The 16667-nt window shown below is 57.6% G+C and carries 14 protein-coding genes and 1 tRNA gene; 7 read left to right on the top strand and 8 right to left on the bottom strand.

The genetic code is table 11. From position 1 onward, the window contains the following. Positions 1 to 5: 5 nt before the first annotated feature. From AC2FD9_RS05650 to AC2FD9_RS05635, 4 genes are all read left to right on the top strand, one after another. Positions 6 to 962 (top strand): ABC transporter permease, encoded by a 957-nt coding sequence (locus AC2FD9_RS05650; protein ID WP_282168914.1) that lies wholly within the window; start codon positions 6 to 8, stop codon positions 960 to 962. Further along, entirely contained in the window at positions 962 to 1777 is an 816-nt protein-coding gene (locus AC2FD9_RS05645) for an ABC transporter permease (RefSeq protein WP_108859503.1), read from the top strand. Before AC2FD9_RS05650 ends, AC2FD9_RS05645 begins: the two co-directional genes overlap by 1 nt. Then, positions 1774 to 3411 (top strand): ABC transporter ATP-binding protein, encoded by a 1638-nt coding sequence (locus AC2FD9_RS05640; protein WP_496755151.1) that lies wholly within the window; start codon positions 1774 to 1776, stop codon positions 3409 to 3411. The genes AC2FD9_RS05645 and AC2FD9_RS05640 overlap by 4 nt, the downstream gene beginning before the upstream one ends. 158 nt (positions 3412 to 3569) lie before the next feature. Next, positions 3570 to 4406 carry an alkaline phosphatase family protein gene (locus AC2FD9_RS05635; protein ID WP_496835804.1) on the top strand — a complete coding sequence of 279 codons (837 nt, stop codon included), beginning with the start codon at positions 3570 to 3572 and terminating at the stop codon, positions 4404 to 4406. 4 nt (positions 4407 to 4410) lie between these two features. Here the strand turns inward: AC2FD9_RS05635 and AC2FD9_RS05630 are convergent, their stop codons facing one another. The 8 genes from AC2FD9_RS05630 to AC2FD9_RS05595 all read right to left on the bottom strand — a co-directional run bounded on the left by AC2FD9_RS05630 (position 4411) and on the right by AC2FD9_RS05595 (position 13342). Beyond that, a complete protein-coding gene (locus AC2FD9_RS05630; RefSeq protein ID WP_496835803.1) occupies positions 4411 to 5334 on the bottom strand; it encodes an alpha/beta hydrolase in 924 nt (307 codons plus the stop codon). Positions 5335 to 5346: 12 nt separating this feature from the next. Beyond that, entirely contained in the window at positions 5347 to 7236 is a 1890-nt protein-coding gene (locus AC2FD9_RS05625; protein ID WP_496835801.1) for an acyl-CoA synthetase, read from the bottom strand. Positions 7237 to 7390: 154 nt separating this feature from the next. Next, positions 7391 to 9211, bottom strand: a complete 1821-nt coding sequence (locus AC2FD9_RS05620; RefSeq protein ID WP_496835799.1) for an ABC transporter transmembrane domain-containing protein — start codon at positions 9209 to 9211, stop codon at positions 7391 to 7393. Between the two features lie 127 nt (positions 9212 to 9338). Beyond that, a tRNA-Gly gene (locus AC2FD9_RS05615) sits at positions 9339 to 9413 on the bottom strand. 124 nt (positions 9414 to 9537) lie between these two features. Next, positions 9538 to 10686: an N-acetylglucosamine-6-phosphate deacetylase gene (gene nagA, locus AC2FD9_RS05610; RefSeq protein ID WP_496835797.1), complete on the bottom strand. Its 1149-nt coding sequence runs from the start codon at positions 10684 to 10686 to the stop codon at positions 9538 to 9540. After that, positions 10683 to 11711, bottom strand: coding sequence for an SIS domain-containing protein (locus AC2FD9_RS05605; protein WP_496704949.1), 1029 nt, complete (start codon positions 11709 to 11711; stop codon positions 10683 to 10685). Before AC2FD9_RS05605 ends, nagA begins: the two co-directional genes overlap by 4 nt. Before the next feature lie 19 nt (positions 11712 to 11730). After that, positions 11731 to 12480: a GntR family transcriptional regulator gene (locus AC2FD9_RS05600; RefSeq protein WP_496835795.1), complete on the bottom strand. Its 750-nt coding sequence runs from the start codon at positions 12478 to 12480 to the stop codon at positions 11731 to 11733. Beyond that, positions 12467 to 13342, bottom strand: a complete 876-nt coding sequence (locus tag AC2FD9_RS05595; RefSeq protein WP_496835793.1) for a glucosamine kinase nucleotide-binding domain-containing protein — start codon at positions 13340 to 13342, stop codon at positions 12467 to 12469. Before AC2FD9_RS05595 ends, AC2FD9_RS05600 begins: the two co-directional genes overlap by 14 nt. Before the next feature lie 169 nt (positions 13343 to 13511). On the opposite strand from AC2FD9_RS05595, the gene AC2FD9_RS05590 reads away from it, so the two are divergent. From AC2FD9_RS05590 to AC2FD9_RS05580, 3 genes are all read left to right on the top strand, one after another. Next, entirely contained in the window at positions 13512 to 14399 is an 888-nt protein-coding gene (locus tag AC2FD9_RS05590) for an N-acetylmuramic acid 6-phosphate etherase (RefSeq protein WP_496835791.1), read from the top strand. A gap of 25 nt (positions 14400 to 14424) precedes the next feature. Beyond that, positions 14425 to 15678, top strand: coding sequence for an ABC transporter substrate-binding protein (locus AC2FD9_RS05585; protein ID WP_058275925.1), 1254 nt, complete (start codon positions 14425 to 14427; stop codon positions 15676 to 15678). A gap of 72 nt (positions 15679 to 15750) precedes the next feature. Further along, positions 15751 to 16665: a carbohydrate ABC transporter permease gene (locus AC2FD9_RS05580; RefSeq protein ID WP_058275594.1), complete on the top strand. Its 915-nt coding sequence runs from the start codon at positions 15751 to 15753 to the stop codon at positions 16663 to 16665. The last annotated feature ends 2 nt before the right edge of the window (positions 16666 to 16667 follow it).

The raw sequence follows: 16667 nt of genomic DNA, 5'->3' as shown, positions 1-16667 counted from the left end.
GGATAATGCATCCTATCATCAAACTGGTTTCCCAGCGCCTTGCGCTGGGACTCCTGCTTCTCTTCGGTGCATCGGCTCTGATTTTCGGCCTCACCGAAGCCCTGCCTGGGGACGCTGCGCAAGCGGTCCTTGGCCAATCCGCAACCCCCGAGGCGCTGGCAAACCTGCGCGAGGAAATGGGCCTCAACCGTCCCGCTCTAACCCGATATTTCGAATGGTTGGGCGGCATCCTGCAGGGCGATCTGGGTCAGTCTTTGACCAACAAACTCGACATCGCAGAAAGCATCGGAAAGCGCTTAGGGAACACCCTGTTCCTGGCATGTGCTGCTGCCGTCATTTCCGTGCCGCTAGCTATCTTTTTAGGCCTTCTGGCCGTTCGGTACCGCAACCGCTGGCCTGACAAACTGATTTCTGCAATCACCCTGACAACGGTTTCGATCCCGGAATTCCTGATCGGTTACGTGGTGATCTACTTCGTCTCGGTGAAACTGGGCTGGTTCTCCTCACTCGCAATGATCAACGATACAATGTCCTTCGGGCAAAAGCTCAATGCCATCGCCTTGCCTGCCTTCGTTCTGACACTGGTGGTTCTGGCGCAGATGATGCGAATGACCCGCGCTGCGATCCTGAACCTGATGCAGTCGGCCTATATCGAAACGGCTGAACTGAAAGGCCTCTCGAATTTTCAGGTCATTGCGCGCCACGCGTTTCCCAACGCGATTTCCCCTATTGTCAACGTTGTGATGCTGAACCTGGCCTATCTGGTTGTGGGCGTCGTCGTTGTCGAAGTGGTGTTCGTATATCCCGGCATGGGGCAATATCTGGTGGATTCGGTGACCAAGCGTGACGTGCCAGTCGTTCTGGCCTGCGGCGTCGTCTTTGCCGCGGTCTATATCGGGCTCAACATGGTTGCCGATATTGTGTCTATCCTTGCCAACCCAAGACTGAGGCATCCGAAATGATGAAGAACATTCCTATTTCGGCCGCCGTCGGTCTGTTTTTCACCGGACTGTACTTTTTCATAGCGATCGCAGCCCCACTGATCGCCCCTTACGGAATGGCCGAAGTGGTCGGTGATGTGTGGGAACCGTCAAGCGCCGAGCATCTGCTGGGCACGGACAATATCGGGCGCGATCTGCTGACACGTATGATCTATGGTGGTCGCACGACCATCTTTATCGCTGCGATGGCTACGATCCTCAGCTTTATCACTGGCACCTCGCTGGGCCTTTTGGCTGCGGTTCTGGGTGGTTGGGCTGACCAGGCGCTGAGCCGGACGGTTGACCTGATCATGTCGATCCCAACGCTGATCCTGGCACTGGTTATCCTGGCGATTGTTCCGGTTACCGTTCCGATCCTGATCCTTGTGATGGGGCTGTTGGACGCCACACGTCCTTACCGACTGTCTCGATCGGTCGCCGTGGACATCAACGTGATGGACTATGTCGAAGCCGCAAAGCTGCGCGGTGAAGGCCGGCGCTGGATCATCTTCCGGGAAATCCTGCCAAACGCTCTGTCGCCTCTGGTGGCTGAATTCGGGCTGCGGTTCATCTTTATGGTTCTGTTCATCTCGACCCTGTCGTTCCTGGGTCTGGGCGTCCAGCCACCGCTGGCGGACTGGGGCGGCATCGTGAAGGAAAACAAGGACGGGATCGTCTATGGCATCGGCGCGGCCCTATACCCCGCTGTCGCCATCGCGACGCTCGCCATCTCGGTCAACCTTGTAGCTGACTGGGTTCTGAACCGTACCACATCGCTGAAAGGAGGCCGGGGATGAGTGATACCCTTCTCAAGGTCCGCAACCTCAAGATCGGCGCGACCGTCTATCCGCCGGGTGAAAAACCCCATGACATCGAAATCGTGCACGGGGTCAACTTTGACCTCGAACGCGGCAAGGTGTTGGGGCTGATCGGTGAATCCGGTGCCGGTAAATCGACCATCGGTCTGGCGTCCATGGCTTATGGCCGCGGTGGAGTCGAACTGACCGGTGGTGAAGTCTGGGTCAACGGGCGCGACATTTTGAAATCCCCGCATAGCGATATCCGCAATCTGCGTGGGGGCGAAGTTGCCTATGTCTCGCAATCCGCGGCTGCGTCGTTTAACCCGGCGAAGAAGATCATGGACCAGGTGGTCGAAGCTGCGGTCGAACATAAGAAGTTTTCACGCAAAGAGGCCGAAGGCCGTGCGCGGGAACTGTTCGCCAAGCTAGGGCTGCCCGATCCGGACAATATCGGTGATCGTTATCCTCACCAGGTCTCGGGCGGTCAGCTACAGCGTTGCATGACGGCGCTGGCGCTGTGCCCCGAGCCTGATCTGGTAGTGTTTGATGAACCGACCACAGCACTGGATGTGACCACTCAGATCGATGTTCTGATGGCGATCAAAGAGGCCATTCGCGATACTGGCGTTGCTGCGCTCTACATCACGCATGACCTCGCCGTTGTCGCTCAGGTCAGTGATGACATCATGGTTCTGCGGATGGGCAATACGGTCGAGTATGGCAATACCGACCAGATCATCAACAACCCGCAGGAAGAGTATACCAAGGCGCTGGTTTCGGTCCGCTCGATCGAGCACGAAGAGAAAAAACCCACACCGGAATCGGTATTGAGCGTCGAAGGTATTACCGCGCGCTACAAGGGTTTGAATTTCGACGTGCTACACAACGTCAATGTCGAACTTCACCCGGGGCAGACACTGGCCGTCGTCGGAGAATCCGGCTCGGGCAAGTCGACACTGGCGCGGGTGATCACAGGCTTACTGCCGCCGCGCGATGGTGAAATCACCTTTGCTGGCCGCAAGCTTAGTGGCGATCTGAAGGGCCGCAGCCGTGAAGACCTGCGCGAGCTGCAGATGATCTACCAGATGGCTGACGTGGCAATGAACCCACGCCAGACGGTTGGTACGATCATCGGACGCCCGCTGGAGTTCTACTTCAACATGCGCGGTGCCGAAAAACGCAAGCGGATCGTCGAACTGTTGGATGAGATCGAACTGGGCGAAAAGTACATGGACCGCTATCCGGCGGAACTGTCAGGTGGTCAGAAACAGCGTGTCTGTATCGCGCGGTCACTGGCGGCCAAGCCCAAGATGATCATCTGTGACGAAGTCACCTCGGCACTTGATCCACTGGTTGCGGACGGCATCCTGAAACTGCTGCTGGACCTTCAGAAGATCGAGGATGTGGCGTACCTGTTCATCACCCACGATCTGGCGACGGTGCGCGCGATCAGCGATAGTATCGCGGTGATGTATCAGGGTCGCGTGGTTCGCTATGGGTCGAAAAGCGAGGTGCTGAGCCCGCCGTTCGACGACTATACCGACCTGCTGCTCAGTTCCGTCCCCGAGATGCATCTGGGTTGGCTGGAAGAGGTCGTTGCCCACCGCAAAATGGAAAGCGCCGGAAACTGACCCCTGCCCTTTCCGTGACAGATAAGTGAAAAATTGAAATCCCGACGCCTTGTTCGATGACAGGTGTCGGGATTTTGCTATTGGGGGCGCGAACGGGCAGACCCCTGATCGCGAATCCCCTAGGGTCGCCAGAAATATTTATTCAAAAGGCCAAAGACATGGACCGCAAACTACTCCTTATCATCCTGGACGGTGTTCCGTGGCGCAATTTCCGACGGTTGTTCGGTAACCTTGAAGGTTGGGTCGACAGCGGTGAGGCGCGCGTGTGGAAACTGCGTGCTGTTCTGCCGTCCACATCCGCCAGCTGCTATGCCTCGATCCACACTGGTGTCACACCACAGGAGCATGGCTGTACCGGCAACGGTAATGTCTTTCGCTTAGGCCATAAGGACGTCTTCAGCCAGGTCCGTGAAGCTGGCGGCGTAACCGGAGCTGTCACCCACAGCTATTGGTCGCAGTTCTTCAACCGCCACCCGTTCGATTACGCCCGCGACATCGAATATGATGAGCCTGAGAGCAAAACGATCAACCACGGCCGCTTTCACACGATGACCGGCTATGGAAAAGCCAATCAGATGACCCCGTCTGACGTAGATCTCTATGCCACTCTGACCAACCTTTGCCTGCGTCATGGGCTGGATTACGGCCTGCTGCATGCCTGCACATTGGACAGTATGGGGCACCGTTTCTACCATGATTGCGAAGAGATGGACCACGCCTGTTTCGTCGCAGACGAGATGCTGGCCCCTTTCATCCCGCGTTGGCGGCAACTGGGGTACGACGTGATTGTGACCGCTGATCACGGACAGGATGAGCGGGGGCACCACGGCGGGCGCAGCCCACTGCAACAGGAAACGGCACTGTACTACTTTGGCGACGCGGAAGGCCCCGAGGTCGACACGGTGATCGACCAACTGCAACTAGCGCCCACGATCCTGAACCGAATGGGTGCGCCCATTGCCGAAACGATGAAGGCGAAACCGTTCCTGCAGTGAGAGATCAGTCGTAGGGCCAGATCTGCTGACCCAACGCCTCGATCGCGACCGAAATCCTCTCAAAACTGTCTGCCGCGCGCTTAACACTGGTTCGCGCGCGCAGATAACCGTGAACGAGGCCCGGCTCGTTGATCCAATGCGCATGCCCTCCGGCGGCGGAAATCTTGTCGCAATAAGCGCCACCATCATCCCGCAGCGGATCACAATCTGCAGTCACCACCACGGTCGGCGGAAGACCCGAGAAATCTGTGTCGTGAAGCGGCGCGAAGGTCGGATCATCTTGCGGGATATCACCACCACAACGCACTTTTTCGTAGAACTGAATCTCATCCAGCGTCAAAAGCGGCGCGTGGGCGTGCTCTATATACGACCCTTTCGTGCTGTCACCACCCAAACCGGGGTAGATCAGGACCTGACCCAGCACATGGTCCAACTTACCTCGTCCGTATTGGGCGACTGCGGCCGCCAGGTTGCCACCGGCACTGTCACCCGCAAGGACAATCGGGTCGCCGAATTCCTGCGCCACCCAGTTTGTCGCATTCCAGCTGTCTTGAAACTGCGCCGGGTGGACATGTTCGGGACACAGACGGTAGTCCACGGCCACAACCCGATATCCGGTCTGCGCGCAGATCTCGGCGCAAACATCATCGTGGCTGTCCAGACCTCCAACAACAAATCCGCCACCATGAAAATAAGTGACAGTTCGCGTCGGCTGACCCGCGTTGTAGACCCGGACAGGCACGCCAAATGCCTGCCTGTCCTCAGTCTCGACCCCCTGCGGGCGGGGTTGGCGAAAGTCGCGACACATCGTGTCGTACACCCGGCGTTGATCCTGGATCGACTGTTCGACCGCATCATCGGGATAGCTTTCAGCCGTTCGTTTTATGAACGCCCAAGTCTCTTCATCAATCAGACGTTCATAATCCATGTTTCCTCCCGGTCAGGCAGCCCACTCCCACGGCCGGGTGAACGATCCCAGCACTTTGCTGACATCGTCCTCTGCGGAACCCTTCGCGTCAAGCTGCGCAACGAGTCCGCGTTTCTTATCGTCGATGACCGAAATGACCCGTGCCTCAAGACCAGCCTCTTCCAACGCGCCGTTATAGATACGCGTGATCGCCTGTTTGCGAAGTTCGGGCTTAAAGACCTTACCGACCGCAGTTTTAGGCAGCTCGTCCAGAATGGTCATGTGCTTGGGTTGTGCCGCGCGTTCATGGACATGCACATTGCAATACTCCATCAGCTCTTTCTCGGTGACCGAGGCTCCATCGACCAATTCGACAAAGGCGCAAGGCACCTCGCCCGAATAGGCGTCAGGCTGCCCGATGGCACCGGCAAACGCGACAGCATCGTGCCCCAGCAGAGCTTCTTCGATCTCGGCCGGGTCAATGTTGTGACCGCCGCGAATGATCAGGTCCTTGGCACGACCTGTGATCCACAGGTAGCCGTCCCCGTCAAAACGTCCCAGATCACCTGTGCGCAGGTATTTGTCGAAGTGGTAAAGACCTACGTTCTTGTCCGCCTCGGTATAGGTATTGCCCGCAAAGACACCGGGATTCGAAATGCAAATCTCACCAATTTCATCTGCGGCGCATTCCTTTGGTCCGTCCGGACCATCCTGCAGGATTTTCACATCTGTATAGGGGAACGGAATACCGATCGAGCCAATCTTCTTTTCCCCGTCCACCGGGTTGCAGGACACCAGACAGGTGGCTTCGGTTAGCCCATAGCCTTCTACGATGGTCACACCGGTCGCTTCTTCGAACCTGCGGAACAGTTCGACGGGCAAAGGCGCTGAACCTGAGAACGCCGTCTTTACGCTTGAGATGTCCGCATCTACGGGGCGCTGCATCTTGGCAGCAATCGCTGTAGGTACGGTGATGATGAACGTTACTTTCCAGCGCTCAATCAATTTCCAGAAATTGTCGAAAACACCGTCGCCGCGATATCCCGCAGGCGTTGGGAAGACCACATGGGCGCCCGACGACACAGCAGCCATCATGATCACGTGCACGGCAAAAACGTGGAACATGGGCAGCGGGCACATGATCACGTCCTCGTCCGAGAACAACAGAGTGTTCCCCAGCCAGCCGTTGTAGATAAGGCCCGAGTATTTGTGCTGCGCGACCTTCGGCATGCCCGTTGTGCCGCCGGTGTGGAAATAGCAGGCAACGCGATCTTCCTTGCTGTCTTCGAAAGCCAGTGTCGTTGGCTGCTTGGCCAGTTCTTTATTGAAGTTCTTGTAATCCGCATGGGCCAGTTTTTCCTTGTCGCCCATCTTTGGACGCAGGAACGGCACCAGCCAGGATTTTGGCGGCGTCAGATAGCGGTTGAGGTCAATCTCGAGAATGGTTTTGACGTTGGGCGCGTGGCGCACCGCCTCTTCGACCTTTTGCGCCACATCCGTTTTGGGGAAGGACTTCAACGTCACAACCACTTTGGCACCGGTTTCGCGCAGGATTGCGGCGATCTGCTCGGGCTCTAGTAGCGGGTTGATCGGGTTCACGATCCCTGCGACTGCACCGCCCATCATGGTGACCAGCGTTTCGTTGCAGTTGGGCAGCACATATGCCACCACGTCTTTCTCACCGACACCCAAAGACCGGAACAGGTTCGCTGCCTGATTGACTTTGCCAAGCAGTTGCGACCACGTCAGAGTCTCGGCCTTGTCTGTCGGACCAGACATGAGCTGAAAGCTGACCGCATCACTGTTCGGAAATTTGCCTGCTGTGCGTGACAGCAACTGGTGGAAAGTGACCGGAACATCCCGATCCCCCCACGACATTTCCTGCTCCATTCTCGCCTTGTCTTCCAAACCCACAAAGGCCATGTGACTCCTCCCTGTTTTTCTCCCGCGTCTTGCGCGGTTTTTTCCAAAACAAGATGGAAGCAAAACCCCGCAGGTGCAAGCGACGGGTTAGAGGGGCCACGCCCAAATTTGTAGAATTACGCAGCGGCGTAAAACTGACTTCCCCGACGTCAGGCTATTCTGCCGCAACTCCGTCGGTGAATTGCAGGCGCGCCAGGCGAGCATACAAGCCATCCTGAACGACCAGATCCTCGTGCGTGCCTTGGGCCACGATCTGACCGGCTTCCATCACAACGATCCGATCCGCCTTTTTGACCGTCGCCAGACGGTGGGCCACGATCAGTGTGGTGCGCCCGGCGCGCATCTGGTCAACCGCGCCCTGAACCGCGCGTTCGCTTTCGGCATCCAAGGCCGAAGTCGCCTCGTCCAGCAGCAGAACCGGAGCATCACGCAAGATCGCGCGGGCAATCGCTATGCGTTGTTTCTGACCGCCCGACAGCATAACGCCGCGTTCCCCGACAAAGCTGTCATAGCCTTCGGGCAGTTTCGAGATGAACTCATGTGCCGCAGCTGCACGCGCGGCGGCCTCAACCTCGGCATCCGAGGCGTTCAGACGCCCGAACCGAATATTCTCGCGGGCCGAGGCTGCAAAGATGATCGGGTCCTGGGGCACCAATGCCATGTGCTGCCGGAAATCGGATCGGTCGAGGTCACGCAGGTCAACGCCGTCCAGACTGACATGACCTGCATCCGGATCGTAGAACCGCTGGATCATTTGAATCACTGTGGTTTTGCCTGCACCCGATGGACCAACGAAAGCCACGGTTTCACCCGGTTGGATCGACAGGGTCAGATGGTCCAGTGCCACAACATCCGGACGGGCCGGATAGTGGAAGATCACATCCTCAAAACGGATCTCGCCCCGAACAGGTGTAGGCAGCGACGCTGCCTTGTCCGGATCAATCACGGTATCCTGCGCATTCAGCAATTCCACCAGACGCTCGGTCGCGCCGGCGGCACGTTGCAGCTCGCTCCAAATCTCAGAGAGGGCGGCGACAGAGCCGGCCATGATGATTGAGTAGATCACGAACTGGATCAGAACACCTTCGGTCATCACGCCGTTGCGAACGTCGTTTGCCCCCATCCACAACACGCCGACGATGCCCGAAAATACAAGGAAGATAACGATTACCGTCATCACGGCGCGCGTCTGAATACGCCGAAGAGAAACCGCATAAGAGGTTTCTGTCATATCGCCGAATTGCTTCCGGCTGGCTTTTTCATGCGTAAAGGCCTGAACGGTTTGCACCGCGCTCAGTGCCTCGCCTGCGTTACCCGACGAGGCCGCGATCCAGTCCTGATTTTCGCGGCTGAGGACCCGCAGACGACGCCCCAGAACAAGTATCGGCACCACCACCACCGGGATCAGCAAAAGCACCAAACCCGTTAGCTTGGCCGAAGTCAGCAGCATTAGAACCAAACCGCCCGCGAACAAAAGCATATTGCGCAAGGCAATGGATACGGACGATCCCAGCACAGACTGAATCAAGGTCGTGTCCGTGGTGATACGGCTGAGAACCTCTCCGGTCATGACCCGTTCATAGAACTCGGGGCTCATCCCGATAACGCGGTTAAACACGGCCTTGCGGATATCGGCCACAACGCGCTCACCCAACCGGGTGACCAACGCATAGCGGATGCCTGTTCCCACTGCCAAAATCGCGGCAATGCCCAGCGCCGCCAGAAAGTACCAATCCAGCAGCTCACCATCTTCAATTCGGAAATTGTCGACTACGCGGCGTACCGCAAGTGGCAGAGTTAGCGTCATGCTGGCTGTCAACACCAGTGCCAGTATCGCCCCCGTCATCAGGGCCCGATACGGCTTCATAAATGGCCAAAGAGACGACAGAACGCCTATCTTCCGCGATCCAGCACGCTCTTCCGTGGCACCGGGTGCAGGTTTGCCCTTAGGCGTGGCTGAGGCAGAGTTTGCCATAATTGGCCCTTACGTCTTTTTCGCACTTAAGTGTTCGCTTCTTGGCGGCCACGGCAAGCCGGGTCAAGAACCACAATATATGACCAAACATAAAAGGGCTATTTGACGCAGAATTTTAGGGCTGATTTGGAGCGGGCGGCGGGAATCGAACCCGCTTCATCAGCTTGGAAGGCTGAGGTAATAGCCAGTATACGACGCCCGCTCAGCGCTGGTCGGTTTAAGCGATGCGTCAGATGTCGTCAAGCGCCGTTCGAAGCCAGATTTCAAATTCGTCGACAAAAATTGACAGGCGGTATACCGCATCCCGCAGCCAGTCGTTCTGGCAGTTAAAGACAAACTCGAGATTGTGCGGGCAGCCATTCGCAACGGCTGAAATCGGCAGATATCCGGATCACCGAACCGTATTCTAAGACCGTTGGCGGGGCCAACCCGATCAGCTGAGCCGGATAAGAAGTGGCCGCCGCCAGTGCGTCCTGCAACGGCACACCGACTTGGTTGACCAGCACACCAACGGCGGTCGTCAGGTCCAGGTCCGCGCCGGCCAGCGTTCCGTCCGCCAGTGTCAACCTGCCTTCGGTTCGCGTGATTTTGCGACCTTCAAGGGTGAATTCGGTTTGATCCGTACCGGCCACAGCCATCGCATCGCTGACCAGAAAGATTTGACCCGGCGCAGTTTTCGCAGCCCAGGCAGCGCGCATCGCGGCGGGGTGCACATGGACACCATCGGCAATCAACCCTGCAGACAGCGTTCCGCTGGCCAGCGCCGCGCCGACGAGGCCGGGTTCACGATTGCCCAATTGGCTCATCGCGTTGAACAGATGGGTTACGCAACGCGCACCGGCGGCAGCATACCGCTGGCAAGTCGCAAAATCCGCATCGCTGTGCCCGAGCGAGACAAGGATACCAGCGTCGCTCATGGCGCGGACTTGCTTCTCGGACACACCCTCGGGGGCGACAGTTACCTTCAGGCAGGGAAGTGCATTAGCCGCTTCTATCAGCGTGTCCAGATCCGATGGTTCCATCGGCCGTATCAAATTACCGTCGTGCGCCCCTTTCCGCGCGACCGACAAATGCGGCCCTTCCAAATGCAGCCCTGCGACGCCCGGCACTTTTGCTCGCACTGCCTCGATCGTCGCATCTATTGCTGCGCGGGTTTTGGCGGGTTCGTCGGTGATCAGAGTGGGCAGCAGCGAAATCACCCCCAATCGGCGATGGGCGCCGGCAATTCTGCGGATCGTTTCGACCGACGGATCATCGTTGAACATAACGCCATCGCCGCCATTGACCTGCAGATCCACAAAACCGGGGCTGAGGATATCGCCGTTCAGATCTACAACGTCCTTTTCTTCGGTCACCTCAGCGTCAGGGAAAACTTCAGCAACCCGCCCCTCGCGAAAAACAATCGCGTGGTCGTGTAACAATCGGCTGCCGTCAAAGATTGGCCCGTTTCGAAAAATCACCTTGCGTTCTATCATACCGTCTCGGTCACTTTTTTAAGGTGCCGCGGTGCATCCGGGTCGATCCCCCGCGCACTGGCGACGGCCTCTACCATGCTGTAGAAAGACGTAATCGCCGTTATTGGGTCGGTGATCCAATGATCCGTTCGAACCACTGGCAGAGCCTGCGCGCGCGTTACTTTGGTGGTCGTCGCAAAAACCGCAGCACCTTTTTCGGCCAAGGCATCAGCCGCATCGGCAGTCGCCTGTTCGGCTGCATCATTGGCCGCGAACGAAATCACCGGAAACCCTTCTTCGACAATCGACACCGGGCCATGCAGCACTTCGGCCGCTGAATAGCTTTCGGCATGGATTTGGCATGTCTCTTTGATCTTCAATGCAGCTTCGTCAGAGATCGCATAAGAAGGCCCCCGACCAAGCGTAAACAAAGACCGCCCGGTGATTGTTTCGGCTGCAGCCGACCAATCGCATTGGGCCGCTCGCGCCAGGTATTCGGGCAAGGATTGGATCGCCCCGATCAATTCAGCATCCTCTTTGACCTCGGCCAGCAACCATAGACCGGACACCAACGAGGTCACAAATGTCTTGGTTGCTGCGACGCTCAGTTCCGGCCCCGCGTGCAATGGCAGAACTGCATCCGCCACGTCGGCCAGGCGCGATTCCGAGTTGTTGGTCACCGCAATTGTCAGTGCGCCAGAGTTTCGCAAAGACCCTGTCAGGCCAACGATATCCGGGCTTTGGCCGGATTGCGAGATGGACAGGCAGACAGATCCTTTTGCCCTGAGATCCACCCCGTAAATCGAACTGACGGATGGCCCTACTGAGGCAACCGGTAATCCAAGAAGCAGTTCACTGGCATATTTCAGATAGCTGCAGGCATGGTCGGATGATCCCCGGGCGACCGAGATCAAAAAACGTGGATCCGTGTCCCTTACGCTTTGCGCAGCTGCTCGGATATTGTCTGCCCCCGTGCTGAGCAATCTGTCGACGGCATCAGGGATCTCCAGAATTTCCTGACGCATTTTCGAGTTCTTTTCGGACATTTGATCCCGGTCCTTCCGGTTATAGGCGCAATTCAGCGACAAAGTCATAAGCGTCGCCGCGATAGAGCGACCGCGTCATCTCTGCGACCCGCCCGTTTTTCAAAAATGAGATACGCTCGATGTTCAGCCCCGCCGCACCTTCGGGCACCTCCAGCAGTTCGGCCTCTCGCGCGGCTAGATTCAGAGCCGATATCTTTTGCACCGCGCGCACCGGGCGGCAGCCCAGACCATCAAGCACTTCGTACAGAGACGTCGTGACTTCGATCGGGTTCGGTAGAATATCCAGCGGCAGCGCAGCACGTTCCAGCGCCAAGGGACGCCCGTCCGCCTCGCGCAGGCGGTAAATGCGGGATATCTGCTCACCCTCTGACAGATTCAGCGCAGTGACCTCTTCCGGGGTTGGCGCAAATACTCCGCGCTCCAACCACTTTGAAGTTGTCTCCATTCCTCGGCTCGACATATCTTCGGTGAACGAGGTCAGGTGTTTCAGCGATTGTTCAACCCTTTGAACACGTTCCCGAATGAAGGACCCTGACCCTTGGCGCTGCTCGATCACACCTTCCTGCACCAGCTCCTGAATCGCCTTGCGCACGGTTACGCGGGACAACTCAGTAATTTCCACCAGTTCCCGTTCGGATGGCAGCGATGAGTTCGGCGCAAGGACGCCCGTATCGATCCCCTCTTGCAACCTGCGCCGCAACTGCACGTAGCGGGGACCATTTTCCGAGGTCAGCCAAAGATCAGAGCGTAGGAATTCAGCAATGCTCATGCGGGACCTCCTTCGCCAAAGCCAGTGCCCCGGCCAACGGCTCGCCCGATGGAGGGCGTATCTCTGACTGCATGACAGCAGGCAGATAGTGCGCATAGTGCGGAGAGATACCGCCGGTCAGGCAGATCGCGACTTCTGGCTGCCATCCGAGACGTGCCGCCATATCGGCGATGTAAGTAGCACCGGCCTGCATAATTTTTCTGGCGACGTCGTCTCCGGAAACTGCTGCAGTGGTAACCATCGGGGCCAACGCGCCGAACTCTGTCGGCGTCGCCCGCCCGGCAAATTCGACGATCCCTGCACTACCGCCAAAATCATCCAGCAATTTCTGCGTAAGATCGCTAGTGACCTGAATTCCATCCATGGAATTCAATGCTTCTGCCAATGCAAAACGACCAACCCATTGCGCAGATGCCTCATCCCCCAATACTGGCCCCCACCCCCCGGCAAACCGCATCACCCGATCCTTCTGCGAAGCAACAAAGGACCCCGTGCCACAATGGGCGATCAAGCCGTCCTGAGACGCGAGCGCGCCCCGCAGCGCGGCTGGTCGATCATCGGAAACGCGTGCCCGCGTTAGGCCCAGCGCGCTCTGCACGCGACGGGCAATATGGTCATCTGTGACGCCAGCCAATCCAACAAAGGCGGGCAACTGAGTCAGGTCCTGAACATCTAAAGCAAGCGTTTGCGCGATCTGGGTGATCCCCGATTTCATCTGCAGAACGGACGCATCGAAATCTGTCGAGACATTGGCAGCCCCGGTTTCAACAGAATGGACAATACCATCGACTTCACATGCAACCCGACATCGGGTTCCGCCACCATCTATGGCCAGTACAGCATTGCTCAGAGACTCAGTCATGACAATACCATTATAATACCTATTTGAATTTAGGAAGGCAAAAATAGGCCGATTTCCGTAGCTTTTCTCTGTTTTGATACAGAATACGTTGATTTCCACTGGAAAAATAAAATTATGGACAAGTGGTATTGAATAGGTATTGTATTGGGAACCGCAAAGGGGGATTCTTTTGACGCTGCCGCCGACCGAACAACTGCATCCAGACGCCAACAAGCTGGACCCACAAGACCCTGTCGCCTCTGCTCGGGCGCTGGTTGAGGGGCAGATTGCAGCCGCGGCCTCAGCGCGTGGCGCATTGGACGCGATCGCGCGGGGCGGCAACGCCATGGCGCAGACCATCCGCGCCGGCGGCGTGCTGCACTATGTGGCCGCAGGCTCGTCCGGGTTGATGGCCGCTGCCGACGCGCAAGAGCTGGGCGGTACCTTCTCAATTCCCGCAAACCAACTCCGTATACATATGGCAGGCGGCCTGCCTACCGGTGTCGAAATGCCCGGAGGCGCAGAAGACGAAGCCGACGGACTAGCGGACGCGCTTTCGACATTGCAACCGACGGATACGATCATCGCAGTGTCCGCAAGCGGATCGACGCCATACACCCTGACCGCCAGCAATTTGGCACAGTCACAGGGCGCAACGGTTATCGGAATTGCCAATAACGCAGGCAGCCCTTTGCTGGAAAGCGCGGATATTCCGATTCTTTTGGCAACGCCGCCGGAATTAATCTCGGGCTCGACGCGTATGGGTGCTGGAACAGCTCAGAAAATCGCTCTGAACATGCTGTCGTCTCTCATGGCACTGCAACTTGGCCATGTTCACGGCGGCATGATGGTCAACCTGCGCGCCGACAACGACAAGTTGCGCGCGCGGGCGACGGGGATCGTCGCGCGGATCGCCAAAGTTGATACAAAAAAAGCAAAACTCGCGCTGGACGCCGCGAACGGAGACGTGAAGCCGGCGGTGCTAGTCGCTGCACGTGGCATATCACCCAAAGATGCCTCGGCCGTTCTGGACGCAAGCGGCGGGGTTCTGAATTCCGCACTGGAACAAGATAAATAACTGCTAACCAACTGGGAGAACACGAATGAAACGCAATAGCCTGAAACTGGCCTTACTGGGCACGACCCTGATGGCTTCAAGCGCCTATGCCGAGGACGTCACGCTGATCATCGAAAGCTGGCGCAATGACGACCTGACCTTGTGGCAGGAACAGATCATCCCGGCGTTCGAAGCCAAACACCCTGGGATCAAACTGCAGTTCACCCCATCAGCTCCGGCGGAATACAACGCCGTGCTGAACTCGAAACTGGATGCGGGTTCGGCCGGTGATCTTATCACGTGCCGTCCGTTTGATGCGTCGCTGGCACTGTATGAGGCCGGGCACCTGACCGATCTGTCCTCGGTCGACGCGATGAGCAACTTTTCGGACGTGGCAAAATCGGCATGGCAGACGGATGACGGCTCGGCCAGCTTCTGTGTTCCGATGGCGTCGGTGATCCACGGCTTCATTTACAACAAGGATGCGTTTGCTGAGCTGGGCATCGACGTGCCTACCACCGAAGACGAGTTCTTTGCTGCACTCGACAAGATCAAGGAAGACGGCACCTACATTCCGATGGCGATGGGCACCAACGATCAGTGGGAAGCCGCCACAATGGGCTACAACAACATCGGCCCAAACTATTGGAAGGGCGAAGAAGGTCGTCAGGCCCTGATCGCGGGCGAGCAGAAACTGACAGATGAAGCCTGGACTGCCCCTTATGCCACGTTGGCGCGCTGGGGACAGTATCTGGGCGACGGATATGAGGCACAGACCTATCCCGACAGCCAGAATATCTTCACTCTGGGCCGGGCCGCCATCTACCCTGCCGGATCGTGGGAAATCGCTGGCTTCAACACACAAGCCGACTTTGAGATGGGCGCGTTCAAGCCGCCGGTCCAAAACGCGGGCGACACCTGCTATATCTCTGACCACACGGATATCGGCATCGGCATGAATGCTGCTTCCGAGCACCCCGAGGCCGCTGAGACCTTCCTCGCGTGGGTCGCAAGCCCCGAGTTTGCCGAAATCTTTGGCAACGCCGTCCCGGGTTTCTTCCCGCTGTCCAACACTCCGGTCGAGCTGGCAGATCCGTTGGCCAAGGAGTTCGTCGGATGGCGCGACGAGTGTGAATCGACCATCCGTTCAACATATCAGATCCTGTCGCGCGGCACGCCGAACCTTGAGAACGAGACCTGGGGCGCATCCGTTGCCGCCATCAAGGGTGCCAACAGCCCCGAAGAACTGGGCGCCGACCTGCAAAAAGGTCTGTCCTCCTGGTACGCTCCGCACCAGTAAGCGCTGATCTGACATATACCCGGGCGGCGGTGATCGCCCGGGTATCCCCGACACCCCATTGAAAGCAGTCCCATGAACCGCCCCCGCTTCCGCTGGCATATCCTTGTGTTTCTTGCACCGGCCGTTCTTGTTTACACGGCGGTGATGATCTTCCCGCTGTTCAACACGCTGCGTCTGGCGCTCTACACCGAGATTGACCAAAGCCGCGTTTTCGTTGGATTGCAGAACTTTCAAACCCTGTTCTTTGATCCGATCTGGTCCGAACAGTTCTGGAACGCCTTGGGCAATAACTTCTGGTTCTTCCTGATCCACATGCTGGTTCAAAACCCGATCGGGATCGCCTTGGCCGCCCTGCTCAGCCACCCGCGCCTGAGGTTTGCGGCCTTGTATCGGTCGGCGATCTTCATTCCCACGATCCTGAGCTTTGTGATTGTCGGGTTCGCGTGGAAACTGATCCTCTCGCCGATCTGGGGCATTGCGCCGTCGATGCTGGATGCCGTCGGGCTCAAGTCGCTGTTCGCCCCATGGCTGGGGAAAGAGGAATACGCCTTGACCACACTGGCGCTGATTTCGGTCTGGCAGTTTGTCGGCATCCCGATGATGTTGATCTACGCCGCCTTGTTGACCATTCCGGAAGAAATCCTTGAGGCTGGAGAGATCGACGGGATCACCGGAACTGCGGCCTTCTGGAAGATCAAACTGCCGCTGATCCTGCCCTCGATCGGGATCATCTCGATCTTGACCTTCGTGGGGAATTTCAACGCTTTCGATCTGATCTACGCGTCACAAGGCGCGCTGGCGGGGCCGGATTTCTCGACCGATATTCTTGGTACCTTCATGTACCGCACATTCTTTGGCTTCCAGCTGCAACTGGGTGACCCGCATATGGGTTCGGCTATCGCCGGGGCGATGTTCGCCATCATCCTTGTGGGAGTCTGCATCTACCTGTTCGGCATCCAGACCCGGATGCGCCGGTATCAATTGTGAGG

This window comes from Ruegeria sp. YTSC230 (assembly GCF_059609665.1).
This window is presented reverse-complemented; position numbering and strand designations above follow the sequence as displayed.

Bases quoted from the DNA above. Each gene is read 5' to 3' on its own strand.
- AC2FD9_RS05585 (WP_058275925.1), top strand. From the start codon at position 14,425: ATGAAACGCAATAGCCTGAAACTGGCCTTACTGGGCACGACCCTGATG.
- AC2FD9_RS05595 (WP_496835793.1), bottom strand. From the start codon at position 13,342: ATGACTGAGTCTCTGAGCAATGCTGTACTGGCCATAGATGGTGGCGGA.
- AC2FD9_RS05630 (WP_496835803.1), bottom strand. From the start codon at position 5,334: ATGGATTATGAACGTCTGATTGATGAAGAGACTTGGGCGTTCATAAAA.
- nagA (WP_496835797.1), bottom strand. From the start codon at position 10,686: ATGATAGAACGCAAGGTGATTTTTCGAAACGGGCCAATCTTTGACGGC.
- AC2FD9_RS05600 (WP_496835795.1), bottom strand. From the start codon at position 12,480: ATGAGCATTGCTGAATTCCTACGCTCTGATCTTTGGCTGACCTCGGAA.
- AC2FD9_RS05640 (WP_496755151.1), top strand. From the start codon at position 1,774: ATGAGTGATACCCTTCTCAAGGTCCGCAACCTCAAGATCGGCGCGACC.
- AC2FD9_RS05605 (WP_496704949.1), bottom strand. From the start codon at position 11,711: ATGTCCGAAAAGAACTCGAAAATGCGTCAGGAAATTCTGGAGATCCCT.
- AC2FD9_RS05580 (WP_058275594.1), top strand. From the start codon at position 15,751: ATGAACCGCCCCCGCTTCCGCTGGCATATCCTTGTGTTTCTTGCACCG.
- AC2FD9_RS05625 (WP_496835801.1), bottom strand. From the start codon at position 7,236: ATGGCCTTTGTGGGTTTGGAAGACAAGGCGAGAATGGAGCAGGAAATG.
- AC2FD9_RS05645 (WP_108859503.1), top strand. From the start codon at position 962: ATGAAGAACATTCCTATTTCGGCCGCCGTCGGTCTGTTTTTCACCGGA.
- AC2FD9_RS05635 (WP_496835804.1), top strand. From the start codon at position 3,570: ATGGACCGCAAACTACTCCTTATCATCCTGGACGGTGTTCCGTGGCGC.
- AC2FD9_RS05650 (WP_282168914.1), top strand. From the start codon at position 6: ATGCATCCTATCATCAAACTGGTTTCCCAGCGCCTTGCGCTGGGACTC.
- AC2FD9_RS05620 (WP_496835799.1), bottom strand. From the start codon at position 9,211: ATGGCAAACTCTGCCTCAGCCACGCCTAAGGGCAAACCTGCACCCGGT.